Source organism: Paenibacillus lutrae (genome assembly GCF_009757775.1).
Lineage (GTDB): Bacteria > Bacillota > Bacilli > Paenibacillales > NBRC-103111 > Paenibacillus_F > Paenibacillus_F lutrae.
In genome coordinates this window covers 24,245-39,868 of record NZ_RHLK01000006.1, presented here as the reverse complement: position 1 = coordinate 39,868, position 15,624 = coordinate 24,245, and the positions used below count along the sequence as shown (strand labels likewise).

The following is a 15,624-nucleotide window of genomic DNA, read 5'->3' as shown; positions in this document are numbered from 1 at the left end:
ATTCATCAAAAATAGCCTCGTACTAAAATGGCCGTTAGAAGGGTCATTCGGAATCAGGGATGAATGGGGGGGAAGCAAGCTTTTCAATCATTGTTCACGAGCATGCTCAGGATAATTGGGCGAAACAGTCATCCGTCCATACAAACCCGCAGACAGGCACAATTTCTGTACACCAGCCGTTATCATCTCAGAAGGCGGTGAGGTCTATGTCCTTGACTTACGGGCCGCACCATCTTAGGATGGAAAGATCGCTATCCGATTCCTGCACGGATGGCTATCTGTTGTGGATGGAACCAGATGCAAGCGCGCGCTGCTGCCGAAGACGTTTCAACCTAATGGCTGAATTTGCAATTTTTTTTAATGACCGGAGGAGATCGTAATGAACCATACCTTTCTGATCGTCAAAGTGGCGGGACAGGAGCAATTACATACGGTAATCCGAGCCCTTAAAGAACTATCGCGTCCTCCTCTTGTCACTTGGAAATCAGATGAAAAAAGGAACCGGTCCCATCTTATTCTGCGGGGGGACCTGGCCTATTTAACGGAAGTCAAACTTTTGCTGGGTAATTTGATGTTTGCCAAAAGCATTGAGATGAATTTTCAGCTTCTGAAGGTAGCCTCCTGAACGTTAGGCGTAAAGAGATTGACCTTTTCTCGGGTTGCCCGGTTCTGTATGCTGTGCTAATGTGGACATACATCCTATAGACCGGGAGGACACGGTTATGAATCCTGATTTTATCGCAATTAAGCTTACGGATGGCGAGTTGAAATATTCCCACAAGAAGAGCGACCTTGGTCTGACGGTGACCACGAAGGAATTTATTATACAGAAGCCTTATATCAACTATTACATTTCTCTGGATGCGATTCAATCGATGGTCCCTTATGAAGCGCAGGGGCGTACCGTAAGAATGGCGACGACCAAGGGAGCCGCCAGTGAAGTGGCGGTTATGTCTCCGGGCGTTCAGCATTACCGTATTGTCGTTCGTGAAACGACTGTGCACAACCGGAGCGGGATTTTCCATATGGCCGGCTCTGAATTCATTATGCCGCTTATGAACGAAATGCTGCTGATGATCTCCAAGTACAGCGGATTACATGCGGTAAATTAGCCGACTATAGTTAAATACGAGCAGAACTGAAGAGAACCCCGCCCGATGCCGTTAAGACAGCATTGGGGCGGGGCTTTCTTGTTGCTGGAGTATGTAACAAGAGAGTACAGGCGGCTCCTGCCCTCTATGTTGATAGTCATACGGGAACCGGTCAACTCTTGTCCTTCTCCTTATCCTTCTCGTCAAGGCCCTTATAATATTGCTCCACGAGCTTATCCAGCCGGACAATCTGGTGACCGTAATCATAAATGCCGGAGGCAACGACGAGCAGCCGGTGAAGATCGCGGGTAGAACTCGAAGCGTCCGTAATGGTCAGAAGAAACTTGTCGTTTTTCAGGTCCATCGCTTCAAGTCTTTCGTACGATTCATTTTTAAACTTCTTCTCGAATTTCATCAGCACATATTCGTGATACTGCGTAAGCGCCTCTAAATGCTCGTCTACGAATGCATTCATGTTTGCTTTACTCGTTGCCTGGAAATAATGTTCTTCAACGAGCTGTAGAATATCGAGCCCCTTGCGGAGGGTATGCAGCATTTGCTTGTACACCACCAGACGGCGGGAGGCCCGGTATTTGAGGCGCTTGAGCTTCTTCTGTTCCTCTTCGAACAGCTTGTATTTCTCCTCAAGCCGGAACAAAGAACCGATCAGTTCATCTTTCGTTTCTTGAAAGACGGTTTCCTTCATTTCATTGGAGATGACCGTTCGCTGCAGAGGGGATATTTTGTTGAACACCCCGTGAACTTCCTCCATGAATTTTTTCTGCCAGTTAGGCGGGAAAAAGACAATATTAATGATAAAGGCCGAACCGACTCCGAGCGAGGTCAGCAGAAACCGGTTTACAGCGAACCACCAATGGCCCCCGGAAGCATCCATGACGGCGATTACGGTGACGAGGGTTAAACCTATATTCGCTTCCATTTTCATCTTGAGGCAAATCATAATGGCAAGGATACACACGATTCCGATAGCGATCGGGTGCTTGGAGAAGAAAGTACCCGCAACAAGCGCCAGAGCCGCGCCGAGTGTGTTGGTCTGAAGCTGGTCGAGAAAATACCTCCATGACCGGTAAATGGAGGGCTGCAGGGCAAAAATAGCGGCGACCGCAGCTATAACGGGGGCTGTCGTATGAAGCAGTGTACTGAGGTACAAGGCTAACGTGACGGCCATACCCGTTTTTAACATTCTGGCTCCGAACGTCACAAAACAAAGCTCCCTTCTGAGTGGTTCAAGATGACGAACTCATTATCGCATTGCGGCCTGCGCCTAGTCAATTGTCAAGCGAACCGCTGATTCCATATATATAAGGCCGGATAAAGTAGGACTCAGGAAAAAACAGGTTAGTTTCACATACCCCATAGATCGGTTATTGAAAAGGATGTACGCATAAGCTGGGAGGCGTATTATGGAACTGTTACTTATTCTTGTTTATTTGGTCATCGTCTTGCTTGTTATTGAAATTTCGGCCGTTCTTATGATGCTGACCGGTTTAGATCATGCCATATCGAGATTTCAGGTAACCTCTATGCTTACCGGCACAGGTTTTACCACCCAGGAATCCGAGCTTATACTCCGGCACCCGGTCCGGCGCAGAATCGGTATTTTTCTTATTCTGTTCGGTGTATTTTCACTGGCCGTTATCATTACGCTGATGTCTAATCTGCTGGAAAAGAGATTCCGTTTGCCGGAACTCCTTATTATTACGACCATTCTCGGGGTTCTTCTGGCTGTTATCCGGCTAAAGCCTGTCCATAAAAAGCTGCATGACCGTTTTCACGCCCCGCTGGATGAAGAAGACGGGGTAGAAGAATTGCCGGTGAATGAACTGCTTTATAACGACGAAGACGATTGGATTATTGACATTCCTGTCTATGAAGAATCCGAATATGCACATTGTCCTATTCATAAGATAAGTACATGGGAAGAAGATATCAATCTGCTATTCGTACAGCGGGGAACACTTAGAATCCGCTACAAGGATAAAGATGCGGATACCCATATTGAAGCAGGCGATGTCTTGTATGTATATGGGGACAAGAAGCAAATCTCAGAGAAATTTAAGGATGAACTTGAGTATAGGCATCAAAACAGGTCCGATGAAAGCAAAACGCTGTCTCTCTTGTAACGGTATCGCAACCTTTTCATCATCCAAGCGTTAATAAATATGGGTAAATCTAACATTTGGATGAAGAGAGGAATCACCTATGAAGAAGATGCTTCAATTAAGCTTTCGCAAAGCGGGATTGTTAACCGTGACCGGCTCGTTAGGGGTCGGTCTTTTGCTGCCTGCGGAGACAATTCTGGCGCAATCAGACTCCGTGCCTGCCGCCGTATATGAGCAAGGGAAACTGCAGGCGGCGGCTGGAAGCGAAGGGAGCGCCAGTCAGGCCGGGAAGAACGGGCTCAATCAGGAGCTTCAGACACAAGTGAAGATAACCAAAGATGAGGTGATCGCCAGACTAAGGGAACTGTTCCCGGCTTTGAACAAGGCGGAGGTCGTCAGAGCGGAACTGGGAACGGCTTCAGACAGCTTCCCTCCCGAACCGGGGCCGATCTGGTCCGTTAAGTGGGAAGTGAAAGACGGAAATTCTACATCAGGTTTCTCCAGCCGGGTGGATGCAGGCAGTGGAGATATCTTGTCAGCCAGTATTCCGGGCGGCCGTTACTCGGAGACGGAAGAACCTTATTATCCGGGCACAATCACCAGGCAAGAGGCGGCGGAAAAAGCGGCTGCTTTTATTAAAAAAGCCGTGCCTTCCGTACAAGCATCTGAACTTGTGCCTGCCGATGAGGAGCTCTACAGGTATCAGCAGCCTTTATTCGGACCGGTGCTTTATTCGTTTACCTATTACAAAAAAGTGAACGGGATTCAAACCGATAATGAAAGTTTAACGGTTCAAGTAGACGGAAACGGTGCAATCATTTCACTTCATAATAATTTCACGTCGAGCAGTTTTTATCCCTCTGCTAAGCCTGCCATTACCAAAGAACAAGCAGCGGGCAAATACAAAGAAGATGCGGATGTCGATCTGAGATACACACTGCTTCGGAAAACCGGAGGCAAAGAAGAATGGATTCTCGCCTATTCGCCGATAGGGGCATACAAAGTTCTGGATGCTCAAACCGGTCAGTACATACAGCAAGAGCCTTCCAACGGGGCCGGGCAAATGAATTACACGGCTATACCCGAAGCCTTCCATACTTTCAAGCCGCTTGCAGGGGGCAAGCTGAGCGCTTTGGAAGCAGCGGCTCTGGTGGAGACGCTTGGCGCGATCAAGGAAGACAAGAAGCTGATGCAGAAAGCGGAGACGGATCAATGGCAGGGCCAAAAGCGTGAGGTCTGGAATCTGGGCTGGGGAAATGAACAATCCGGTGGAATGAATTTGATAACGGCCGTTGTGGATGCTAAGACCGGTCAAATTCTTGAAGTAAGAAGCGGCCGGTTTCCTTTTGATTCCACTTATACATTGCCGCGCACGATCACCGTGGACAGCGCCCGGGACAAAGCTCTGAAACTATTCGGCGCCACAGTGCCCCAGGCACAGGAATGGAAGCTGATCGACGGGAAGAGCATTTCGCCGGATACGGAAAACACCGATAAGAATAAACCGTTTACGTTTACTTTCCAAAAATTCTACCGCAATATTCCCGTCGGCAATCAGACGAAAACCGTTACGCTGGCCGGTGACGGAAGTTTCTACAGCATGGAATCTTCATACGAATGGGTTGACGACGAGGTGCTGAACAAGCTTAAACCCGCTTCCGTCAGCAGAGAAGAAGCCGTACGCAAATTGGACCAGGCAACAGGAGTTGAGCTGGGCTATTCGGTCATAGGCGGGTATTATACGAATAGCTATTATGTTCCCAAAGAAGCCAAACTGGTTTACCGGCAGACGTATGCCAAGAACGGGGACCGTGATCATGTTGTGGATGCTTCCACAGGCAAGTTGCGCGCCCATGCCTTCTTCGAGAAATTGCCGCCCCAACCATCTGAAGCGGTAGATCTAACGGGTCATTGGGCGGAGAAAGAACTAAGCACGCTTGTGAAACACGGGGTTCTTATTCCCGATGAGAACGGCAAACTCAGCCCGGATGCCGATATCACGTACGGGGACTGGCTGAACATGTTTGTGCGAGGGGTCAATCCTACCCGGGAATATTACAAGGAGAACACCGGTGAAGATGTTCTTTTTGCCGATGTTAAGAAAGACAGTCCTTACTACTATGCCGTAAACACCCTTATCGATATGAAAAGACTGAAAGCGGACGACCAGGCGCTTCTCGGAGTGGATACCCCTCTTCTGCGCGAGTATCTGGCCAAGATTCTCATCCAGCAGCTCCGCTATGATAAACTGGCGGGACTGCTGGACAGCTCTGCTGCCCAATTGGCCTCTGACGATGCAGCCTGGGTGACTCATAAAAGCGAAGCTTACCTGGCAATGGAGCTTGGTCTGATGGAGAAGACAGACGGGAAATTCCGTCCGAGAGACCGGGTGAGCAAAGCGGAAGCGGCCGTAGTCTTTATGCGCCTCGTATCTATACAAGGAAAATTAGATCAGCCGGTCGGCTATTAAGTGACAGAGCGGGAAGTCTCGCTTGCGAGAAACGCGTAAAGCCCGGATCATCAGGAAGAGCCTGATGATCCGGGCTTTACGTTTGGGCAGAGCGGGCGCCTTACAGGATCGGCACAGCACACGGGTGACGATCAGCGGCAGTCCGGAGTCCGGGGCTGCCGGGTTAATACGTGCCGCGCGCACGGCGCTCACGCGGCTGCAAGTGCATCCAGCGGAGCAGCCGGCCCGCGTCCGGTTCGATGACCGGCCGCATGGCGGCCGCAAGCTTGCCGCTCGAGAGGACGGCAACGATGCCGGCTGCCGCAAGAGCGGCTGCGAAGATGGCCGCCGCCGTAACGGCTCCGCCCGCGTGCAGCCGCTCGGTCAGCAGCCCCAAAAGCCCCGCTGCCGCCAGCAGCTTAATCACCGCGCCATGGAGCAGAAAGACGTAGACCGTCCGTCCGCCCAGGACGGTCACACGGCTTTCTGCACGCGGCAGCAGCTGTAGGAAGGCGGCCGAAGCGGCGGCCTGGGCGGCGTAGCAGGCGAGCCGCATAGCGGCTCCCGCAAGCGCAGGCACGCCCAGATCGGCGTAGGCAGTGCCGCCTGCGAGCCACTCTGCGGCGGCTTCAGCGCCGGCCGCCTGCCAGAGCGCCGGCAGCGCAAGCAGCAGCAGCGCGGCCCCGGCTTTCAGCAGGCGCCGGACAGCTGGCGGCTGCGGGGCCTTGCTTCCTTCCCGCCAGTAATAGCCGGCGAGGAAGAAAGGGAAGAACACGAGCATTCGGGTGATACCCATCCATGCTCCGGCATCGGCCGGCAAGCAGCCGGCGGCTGCGCCGAGCAGGACAGCGGCCGCAATCGGGTGCTTCAGCTTGCGGAACGGGACGAGCAGCAGCTTCCATCCCAAATGCGCCGTCAGGAACCACAGCATCCAGTAGGGCAGCCAGAACGAATGCTCCATACCGGGTGTTTTCAGCCAGAACAGGTCTATGAGCGAGTATACGGTCTGGAAGAAGAGATATTGAAGACCGATGCGCAGCAGTCCGGCTGCCGCGTCCGGGGTTTCCCAGAATTTTTTGGTGAAGAAGCCGGTAACGAGTACGAATACAGGAAGATGGAACGTAAAGATTCCCGCAACGAGTGCTTGTGCTGCATCCGGCAGTCCTGGGAGGGCGGTAAGCAGGTTAACCAGGACTACCAGCAGAATCAGGAAAAAGCGGACATTCGTGAAATAGACGGCGTGCGGGTTTCTCATGGTTGTTCATCTCGCTTTACTTATAGTAGAAGAGCAGCTTGCAAAGCAGCTTGTATCTCTTGCAAAAGGCGGTCTTTCTAAGCGGATAGGTATCTTTCATTGCGTTATATCTGCGTCTAACGAACCGGTTCATTTCAATAATTAAAAGAAATAATGATTTCTTACAAGATAAAGTATAGACCTCTGATAAATTCAACCTTGTGACATATTTCACATATAAAGATCCTGAAAGGGATTTCAATATGGCCATATCTTGAACATGACGCAGATCACATGTATGACCGGCGTCACACCTATGAGGGGGGTCACAGGCTTTTTTTGTAAGTGTGATAAATATCACATACATATTATTACCCCCATCGTATACTGAAATCAGAAAGAGACAGCACACAAAGAAAGAAGGTGAAGGAGCCATGAATGAGACAACTCAACCGCAAGGAGAACCAAGAAGATGTCCAGAATGCGGGTCCGGATCAGAAGTGAAAGAGAAAGCCGAGATCCATTGGATTTGTGAGGATTGCAGGTTGAAACCTTATTTCTCCGGGACGGACGGCTCCGACAGCCGATCTTGACAGCCGTCCTGGCGGATTCCGCTAAAGTTCCTTTTTTACAGCCAATTATGTGAAAATATTCACAATATGAATATACGAGAGGAAGAGATGATCATGATGCTCCTCAAGCTTCACAATACAGCCCCGACGCTATGCCGGACATGCACTCGCGAAATTCATCAGCACCCCGAAGGCTACAGGGACCTCTGCTTTGATTGTGTACAGGAAGCTATAGCCGGTCCGGAGATTCCCGCTGTGAACGATCATTTACTGGGAATGGCGGAATGCGGATTGACTGAAGTTTACTGGCTTTAATTGCACGAACTGCTTTTCATAGTAATGACAACGGCTAACCCAATCTTTAAACCAATATAATGAGCTCTCGACATCGAAAGGGGAACATTCACATGTTAAACTGGTTAAGAACAAACGTTTATGCCGCAGGTCTTGCATTAATCCTTCGTTTATATCTTGGATATGCTTGGCTGACAGGGGGATGGGGCAAGATTACAGGCGGATTTGATGCTACAGGATTCCTTAAGAATGCAACGGCTAAGCCGGTTATGGATAAAGCGACTAATGAGCTGGTTTACCCGACCTTCACCGCTTTTATCGAGAACTTTGCCCTACCGAATGCTAAAATCATCAACTTTGCGATTCCATTCGGTGAATTTCTGGTAGGTCTGGGACTTCTTCTCGGGGCATTGACTACGACGGCTGTCTTCTTCGGATTAATGATGAACTTCATGTTCATGTTTGCCGGAACGGTTAGCACGAATCCTTGGATGATTCTCCTGGGTGTGGTGGTTCTGGCAGCAGGCGCCAATGCCGGTAAATTCGGAGCTGACTATTACATCCTTCCATACCTTCGCAAAATGCTTCACTTCCGCAATCACGACAAGGACGCACCTACGATAGGCGGAGGCAAGACACACGCACACTTCTAAACATTCCTTCACAAAGAAGGTAACGAAGACCCCGGGAAACCGGGGTTTTTTGGTTGTAGTCTTAAGATTCCGCGTAAAATTAAGAAAAGGAGAGGATTTTAGAGATAATCAGAGGCATGACCCTTATGTTCAGGTTTTCATGACAGAAAACAGACTCTTGTAAACCCAGTCTGTTATTTACAGGTTTTGGCGGCAGAGTTAATATACACACAAGACCGTCAGAACCAACTTATTCGTTCAACTTCTTCATAGATTCACGCTTAATTCTCGTTAGAGAAGCGGGGGAACCATTCGTGGGGTGAATCGGAAGCAAGGCTTCCGTAGGGGACTCTCAGACCCGAATCCGTCAGCTAACCTCGTCAGCGTTATTGGGAGAACGATCCTCGTCCGGCTTGTTTGCCATGCATCTTGATTCAGGTGCGGGCCTATTAGCGGGTACGTGTGGACCGAAGCTCCCCATAGTGCGTCTTGACGCGCCAGGTGGAGCTTTTTTGATGGCTCCGGTTGTGGTTACGGGTCCCGCCTACTAAACAACCTGCAAGGAGTGAACGTACAGTTATGGAGGAACGAATTACGGGTATACAACTATTTGAGGTTCATGCGTCCTGCTCTTTTCACTATAGAAAAGAAGTCATGGAGAACTGCAGATACGGACTGCTTAAACTGACTGCAAACGGAGTAAGCGGCTGGGGAGAATGTATCATGGCCATGGATGACACCCATTTTGATATTCTCAAATGGTCGAAATTCCTGTACCGGCTCAAAAATCTGACACTCCTTGAAGCGCTGAATACCGTTAAGCTGAACAGGGGAGTGTGGGGGACGGTCAAAGCGGAACTGGTCGAAATGGCTGTGCTGGACATCATCGTAAATTCACAGCGCATGCCGCTTACGGATCCTCTTCTTAAGGCTAATCGTGAAACGGCCGTTTCCGGGGAGTTTGCCGGTGCGATATTCCAGCCGGATATCCCGACATTAATGGAGGCGTGCAGCGCATATTTTGTCGTCTTATAGAAGGGGCGAATTGCTTTTGAAGCGGCCATGGCCTACAATTAATACCAGATTTATTTATAATAATTCCCAAATTCTCTAAAAGGAGATGAGCATAGTGTCTATTAGCGAAAAAGTCAGCAACGAAAGCGGCAAAAAAACGCGCATCGTAGTAATCGGTACAGGAGCAGTAGGTTCTACGACAGCTTATACATTGCTGCTGCGCGAGCGGATGTCTGAGCTTGTCCTGATCGATTATAACCAGGCCAAGGCCAAGGGTGACGCCCTTGATATGAACCACGGGCTGCCTTTTACAGGAAAAGTGGATGTGTGGGCAGGGGATTATTCGGATTGTGCAGGGGCCGATATTATCATCATAAGCGCCGGAGTCGCCCAGAAGCAGGGCGAGACGCGTCTGGACTTGCTTAAGCGTAACGTGGATATTTTCAATCATATTGTTGAAGAAGTTATGAAGTATAACGATACGGGCATTCTGCTGGTGGCAACGAATCCGGTAGACATTATGTCCTATTTCACTTGGAAAAAATCCGGTTGGCCGTCTAACCGCATTATCGGGTCAGGCACCTTGCTGGATAGTGCCCGTTTCCGCTATCTTATCGGCGAGAAGCTGGACGTAGATCCCCGCAGCATCCATGCTTCGATTATCGGCGAGCATGGTGATTCAGAGGTGCCGCTGTGGAGCCTGGCGAATTTTGCAGGACTGCCGCTGGAACTGAACGAAGACGATAAGAAGGAGATTTTCGAGAATACGCGCGATGCAGCTTATCAGATTATTGAAGCTAAAGGCTCTACCTATTATGCGATTGCTTTAGCGCTTGACCGGATCTGTACGGCAATCCTTCGTGACGAAGGCGCAGTCCTTAACGTTTCGACACTTATTTCGAGCTATCATAACATGTCGGATATTTATCTGGGCGTACCGTGTATTGTAGACCGTACGGGCGTGCGTGAAATTATTACACTTCCTTTGACGGAAGAAGAAGAGAAGCAGCTGCAGAAATCGGGGAACAAGATCCGTGAAATGATTGAATCAATTTCTGAACGATTATAAATCAGCTCGTCTAATTATAGCTTGAATGACTTATCAAGAGTACTTACTTGCCTTATAAGGACCGTATAAAGAGAACCAGCCGTGGCTGAAGTTCTCTTTTTTACGTATTAATTGACTCATTGGCTTACAAAAGCTTATAATTACTTATAAATGAGTAAGTTGTTGGGCTTGGTGTATCTGTAAGGAGAGGGGCGGAGAAGATGTATCAGGAAGAACGTATGGAAGCCATTCTGGACTACTTGCGTGAACACCGCCGTGTGGAGGTTCGTGAAATATGCGAGTTGTATCAGGTATCGAGAGACACGGCGAGGCGGGATCTGGTCCGGATGGAGGAACTCGGCTGGCTGGTCAGAACCCGCGGAGGGGCGATACTACCCACCCTTCATAAGGATGTGGGCGTATATAAGACACGGCTTCAGACCTCCTCAAGCGAGAAGAAAATGATCGGACAGGCGGCTGCCGGACTAATCCGGGACGGCCATTATTTATTCCTGGACACTTCAACGACGGTGCTGACCCTGGCCGAGCAAATGACAGGCTGCAACAATGTGATCGTCACCAATTCTATCGACATTGCGGACCGGCTCACGGATAAAGAAAGCGTGCAAGTTTATCTGCTTGGCGGGCAGCTCGAACGCGAGCACCGCTATTTGTGCGGGTCCGCGACTTTGGCACAGCTATCCGAATATTATGCGGATACGTTGTTCCTGGGCGCCTGCGGCATTACGGCCGATGGCTTGACTTACCCGCACGATGAAGACGGGGCGGTCAAGCGCGAAATGATCCGCCGGGCGGACCGCGTTATTGTACTGGCGGATCATACCAAATTCGGCAAGCGGATGTTTTACAAGGTAGCCAGTCTGGACGATGTCGATATTGTCGTCACGGACCGGGCACCTGAAGAGGATATGCTCCAGCTGCTTGAGCGTCACGGTGTAGAGCTGATTATTGTACGAGAGGATGAACAGCATGATTAAACTGATCGTTACCGACCTCGATGGTACATTAATGAATCATCATAGACAAGTTGCCGGCTCGGATGCTGCTAAATTGCGGGAAGCCGCCAGTCAGGGAATTCAGCTGTGTATGGCATCGGGCCGTATGTACCCGGATATGAAGCAAGTTATGGAGGAGATTGCATTACCGGCGTATGGAATCTCTCAGAACGGCGCGGCTGTATACACGCTGGAATCGGAGAAGTTGGCATCATCCAGCTTCTCGCCGGAGCTGGCGGAACTTCTCTACGATACGGTTCGCGCACGTGAATTCGTGACCTTCATATGCGGCTCGGATGAGTCTATCCGGCTTCCCGCAAGCACGAAGCAGTCGGCGCCTTACGAGAACCGGCAAATGAGTCCCGTTCTCATTAACGCGGATGTTGCCCGGCAGATCGCTGCGGGAACTCTTGGGGTATGCAAGTTCTCGCTTTTCGGGCCGATCGGTGAGCTTGAAGCCTTGCAGGGGGAACTGCATTCGAAGTTCGAAGGGCATGTAGAGGCCGTAGTCTCTGACCGTGACTGTCTGGATCTGATGCCCGCAGGTGTTTCCAAAGGTACCGGCCTTACTCTGCTGCTCAAGCACTTGGGTTTACGACCGGAAGAAGCCGTGTGCATCGGCGATTCTTTCAACGATTTGCCGATGTTCGCTGTTACTCCGCATAGTTATGTTATGCAGCACAGTCATGACGACGTCAAAGCGGGCGCTAGTCGCGCGGCGGCATCTGTGGCGGAGGCGGTGGATCATGTGCTTCGGCTCAGTCGCCAAGAGAAGCAGGAGATTCACGGCGCCTGATGAAGGGCGTAATCCCCGTGTCCGCATGTATGACGGCAGCCTGAGTGCCTGGCTTGCGAAGCGTTCAGGCGCACCGATGAGCTGGTGTGTCTGACGTTCGTAAGCCGGGCCGATCGGGGAGCGTCATCTGCCGCCTGGAGTGCTGTAAGGCCGGCGGCGGAGCGTTATCCCCTATGAAAGGCAGACAAAGACCCGGAATGAATAGATTCCGGGTCTTTGATTTAGGTTTCTTTTCGAAAAACAGGTTTTAAACATCACCAGACAGGCATAGGGCCCATACTCTGTATCAATTCCCTTTATCGAGTGAATAAGAACGGCTGATAAACAGGAGGCATACATGGGATGGAAATCACAGACTGTATCCGTGAAACATTCGGCGCTATCAAACGACCTACCTTAAATGAACTGAGAACCGCATTGGAATCTTTACCGCTGGAGAAAGATTTGTCCGCCCTATGTGGTGCCGTACCCGGACTCCTGCCTTACGGGAGGAGAGTCCTTTGCCGGACGGATGAGGTGGAGGTTATCGCGATCCATATTCCTGCCGGAAGCCAGACCGCTATCCACGACCATGGACAATCGGCAGGGTGCGCCAGAATTATAGAGGGAAGGCTGCTGAATGTATGGTACGAATTAGACCGGGCCGGTTATCCCGAACCGTTTATGGCGGCAGCTCTGACTGAGGGAGAATATATGTATGCGCCGAAAGGCCAAATCCATCAGATGCGCAATGAAGGAGAAGGCCGTGTGGTTAGTCTGCATGTGTATTCCCCTCCCCTGTCCGGCACCACAAGCTATCGGCCCTATCTGGAAGTGCTGGATTTCGTTATCTGATTGCCGGGGCTGTGCTTACGCTGCCGTCTAAAAAAAACCGTCCCGCGGCAAATCCGGGATGGTTTTTTTCTGCGCAGATCCGTATCCGCCCTGAGTCTAATTTAGGAACTCGAAGGCTCGATATGAACGTGGACATGCCCGACCTTGTGCTTGTTAAACATCCGTTTCTCCACATGCTCCGCAATATCGTGGCTTTGTGCAACATTCAAGCGGTGGTCCACCACGATGACGACATCCACAAGCACCTGGTTGCCATGAACACGTGCTCTGAGGTCTTCGATGGATTCGACACCGGGAGTCTCGGCTACCGTGTTCTTGAACGATTCCAGTTTGGTATCGTCAAACCCGTCCGTAAGCGCATGTGCGGCATCAATAAAAATACCCCAGGCCGTCTTGCAGATCAGGATAGCGACAAGCAGAGCGGTACATGGATCCAGCCACGGAAGGCCCATTTGCGCCCCGAGTATTCCAGCGAACGCGGCCAGACTCACATAAGCATCGGAACGATTGTCATAGGCGGCGGCTGTTAACGCTTTGTTGTTGATTTTTCGTGCCAGACGGATATTGTAAAGGTAGACGCCATACATAACGGCTGCACAAGCAAGGGCTGTCCATGCGGCGATCATGTCCGGCGTCTCAATCACCGGTGCGCCGAAGGATCCGATCGCTTGAGCAAACACTTGTATGCCGACGGCAAACATAATGAAGGAGGCGACGAGTGCGGCAACGGTTTCTGCACGGAAATGACCATAGGGATGATCCTTGTCGGGGGGCCTTCTGGATATGCGTAAACCGATTAATACGGCTATAGATGCGACAAGATCCGTTGTATTGTTTAATCCGTCCGCTGTCAGCGCACTTGAGCCGGCGGTGTAGCCGATCCATAATTTGAGCGCGGACAGCGCGATATAAGCGATAATCGACGTCCAGGCGCCTCGCTCGCCTTCTTTAAGTTCGTTATAAGCTTCCAATCCGTCTTCCTCCAAGTGCAGCAGTTTTCGGTGAATTCTATCGTAACGGACAGAACCCGTGTGGGTCTAGAGAAACAGTGTTGACCTTTTCCCGAAAACATGGAGAAGGTATAAGAAGTTGGGGAGAGACAACTTTCTTAGTATGGGGCATTTTGTCCGTTTATAGCCGCTTGAAGGCGGCCAAGGTGGAAGCTGCCGGTAAAATTCATTACAATAAGAAAGAAAGAAGCACGGATGTTCTTGAATAGAACATGTAGAAATGCCGGTTAGCAGTCAGTTGAAGGCACGGCAGGAGGGTACAGACATGAGACACAGAACCACTCTAATCTTAACCAGCTTCATACTGGCAGGCATGTTGATTGGTTGCACGGATACAGACCGGCAGGCGGTTCCCACCCAGACCCCGCAGCCGAGACTGGCACCAACCCCGCAGCCGAGTACTTCACCCGGCGTGGAAACGAAGAAAGAGACGCCTTCGGAATTCCAGATCCAGACTCGATTGCTGGATTTTCATCTGATTGACGAAAGAAACGGCTACGCTTGGGGGGTGACCAAGGAATCGCTGCGCATGTACCGGACAGGGGACGGCGGCCAGAGCTGGCAGAATGTATCGCCGCCTACAGCGAATGAATTCAAGTTCGCCCCCGGATACGGCCAGTCCGTCACTTTTCTGGACAAGCAGCAGGGCTGGGTAGTACGCAGTGACTTTGATAGTAAACACGCGACAATCTTTCATACGGAGGATGGCGGTGTCAATTGGAAAGTTGCGGAGCTGGGGGAAGGGATGAACCCGGTCGTGCTTGATTTCCAGACACCGCAAAACGGCTGGCTGCTCAGTATAGCGGACCCGCAGCAAACCGGTTCGGGTCATATCCTCTATGCTACTTCCAATGGAGGCACCACCTGGCGGCGTATAGCGGACTCATCGCTTCCACAGGGGGGGACGGTCACAGGAATGACGTTCCAGAATGATAAGAACGGCTGGTTATCCATGGAAGTTAAGGGACAGCCGAAGCTCTACCGGACGGATGACGGCGGAATGAGCTGGAATGCCGCTCAAGTCTTGGATGAGAATAAACAAATGCAGGCTTGTGAAGTCGCAGACGTTCTGCAGCCGGTGTTCTTCGGATCGGATCGTTCCAAGGGCTGGATTCCGCTGACTTGCCCGAAAAGTGATACCGATCAATTCCACGGCTTGTTTACGGAGGATGGAGGGGCGAGCTGGGCGTATACCCCTTTTAATATCCGTACTGAGAAAGCTTCCAATGCGTTTACTCTTCCTTTTTTTCTTAATGAAACGAACGGCTGGTATTTGAACAAGAACCTGGTCTACCATTCTTCTGACAAAGGTTCGACATGGACGCCTCTGAACGAGGATAAAATTTTATCGAAGACGTGGAGTAAATATCCGCAGCTGACCCAAATGCAGTTTATTTCGGAGAATGTGGGCTGGATCTTGCTGGAAACCAAAGATCAGAAGCGCTCGGTTCTCGTCCAGACCAAAGATGGCGGCAAATCATGGTCGGTTCTCTGATAGATATACATGCAGC

The 15,624-nt window shown here is 50.7% G+C and carries 15 protein-coding genes and 1 riboswitch; of the genes, 12 read left to right on the top strand and 3 right to left on the bottom strand.

Annotated elements, in window-relative coordinates; all coding sequences use genetic code 11:
- Positions 1-379 precede the first annotated feature (379 nt).
- The gene (locus EDM21_RS12220; protein WP_068775665.1) at positions 380-625 is read left to right on the top strand and encodes a hypothetical protein; all 246 of its coding nucleotides are present in this window, start codon (positions 380-382) and stop codon (positions 623-625) included.
- A gap of 97 nt (positions 626-722) precedes the next feature.
- Positions 723-1,112, top strand: a complete 390-nt coding sequence (locus EDM21_RS12215; protein WP_157335835.1) for a hypothetical protein — start codon at positions 723-725, stop codon at positions 1,110-1,112.
- Positions 1,113-1,263: 151 nt separating this feature from the next.
- Here EDM21_RS12215 and EDM21_RS12210 read toward each other — a convergent pair whose 3' ends face one another.
- Positions 1,264-2,313 carry an aromatic acid exporter family protein gene (locus EDM21_RS12210; RefSeq protein ID WP_166541976.1) on the bottom strand — a complete coding sequence of 350 codons (1,050 nt, stop codon included), beginning with the start codon at positions 2,311-2,313 and terminating at the stop codon, positions 1,264-1,266.
- A gap of 202 nt (positions 2,314-2,515) precedes the next feature.
- On the opposite strand from EDM21_RS12210, the gene EDM21_RS12205 reads away from it, so the two are divergent.
- Complete coding sequence (locus EDM21_RS12205; protein ID WP_157335833.1) at positions 2,516-3,235, top strand: potassium transporter TrkA; 720 nt, start codon at positions 2,516-2,518, stop codon at positions 3,233-3,235.
- 79 nt (positions 3,236-3,314) lie between these two features.
- Positions 3,315-5,684 carry a YcdB/YcdC domain-containing protein gene (locus EDM21_RS12200; protein ID WP_157335831.1) on the top strand — a complete coding sequence of 790 codons (2,370 nt, stop codon included), beginning with the start codon at positions 3,315-3,317 and terminating at the stop codon, positions 5,682-5,684.
- 163 nt (positions 5,685-5,847) lie between these two features.
- Here EDM21_RS12200 and EDM21_RS12195 read toward each other — a convergent pair whose 3' ends face one another.
- Positions 5,848-6,918 carry an acyltransferase family protein gene (locus EDM21_RS12195; protein ID WP_157335829.1) on the bottom strand — a complete coding sequence of 357 codons (1,071 nt, stop codon included), beginning with the start codon at positions 6,916-6,918 and terminating at the stop codon, positions 5,848-5,850.
- Between the two features lie 665 nt (positions 6,919-7,583).
- Between EDM21_RS12195 and EDM21_RS12190 the strand changes: the two genes are divergently transcribed.
- The 7 genes from EDM21_RS12190 (at position 7,584) to EDM21_RS12160 (ending at position 13,103) form a co-directional block, all read left to right on the top strand.
- Entirely contained in the window at positions 7,584-7,784 is a 201-nt protein-coding gene (locus EDM21_RS12190) for a hypothetical protein (RefSeq protein WP_157335827.1), read from the top strand.
- A gap of 92 nt (positions 7,785-7,876) precedes the next feature.
- Positions 7,877-8,416, top strand: coding sequence for a DoxX family membrane protein (locus EDM21_RS12185; RefSeq protein WP_157335825.1), 540 nt, complete (start codon positions 7,877-7,879; stop codon positions 8,414-8,416).
- Positions 8,417-8,663: 247 nt separating this feature from the next.
- Positions 8,664-8,796: riboswitch (cyclic di-AMP (ydaO/yuaA leader) on the top strand.
- A gap of 178 nt (positions 8,797-8,974) precedes the next feature.
- Entirely contained in the window at positions 8,975-9,430 is a 456-nt protein-coding gene (locus tag EDM21_RS12180) for a hypothetical protein (RefSeq protein ID WP_157335823.1), read from the top strand.
- Between the two features lie 94 nt (positions 9,431-9,524).
- Positions 9,525-10,478, top strand: coding sequence for an L-lactate dehydrogenase (locus EDM21_RS12175; protein WP_166541975.1), 954 nt, complete (start codon positions 9,525-9,527; stop codon positions 10,476-10,478).
- Between the two features lie 200 nt (positions 10,479-10,678).
- The gene (locus EDM21_RS12170) at positions 10,679-11,455 is read left to right on the top strand and encodes a DeoR/GlpR family DNA-binding transcription regulator (RefSeq protein ID WP_157335819.1); all 777 of its coding nucleotides are present in this window, start codon (positions 10,679-10,681) and stop codon (positions 11,453-11,455) included.
- Complete coding sequence (locus EDM21_RS12165) at positions 11,448-12,269, top strand: Cof-type HAD-IIB family hydrolase (protein WP_157335817.1); 822 nt, start codon at positions 11,448-11,450, stop codon at positions 12,267-12,269. The genes EDM21_RS12170 and EDM21_RS12165 overlap by 8 nt, the downstream gene beginning before the upstream one ends.
- A gap of 342 nt (positions 12,270-12,611) precedes the next feature.
- A complete protein-coding gene (locus tag EDM21_RS12160; protein WP_157335815.1) occupies positions 12,612-13,103 on the top strand; it encodes a cysteine dioxygenase in 492 nt (163 codons plus the stop codon).
- A 101-nt stretch (positions 13,104-13,204) separates the two neighbouring features.
- Here EDM21_RS12160 and EDM21_RS12155 read toward each other — a convergent pair whose 3' ends face one another.
- Entirely contained in the window at positions 13,205-14,074 is an 870-nt protein-coding gene (locus EDM21_RS12155) for a cation diffusion facilitator family transporter (protein ID WP_157335813.1), read from the bottom strand.
- A 304-nt stretch (positions 14,075-14,378) separates the two neighbouring features.
- Here EDM21_RS12155 and EDM21_RS12150 point away from each other — a divergent pair, with 304 nt between their 5' ends.
- Complete coding sequence (locus EDM21_RS12150; protein WP_157335810.1) at positions 14,379-15,608, top strand: WD40/YVTN/BNR-like repeat-containing protein; 1,230 nt, start codon at positions 14,379-14,381, stop codon at positions 15,606-15,608.
- Positions 15,609-15,624 lie beyond the last annotated feature (16 nt).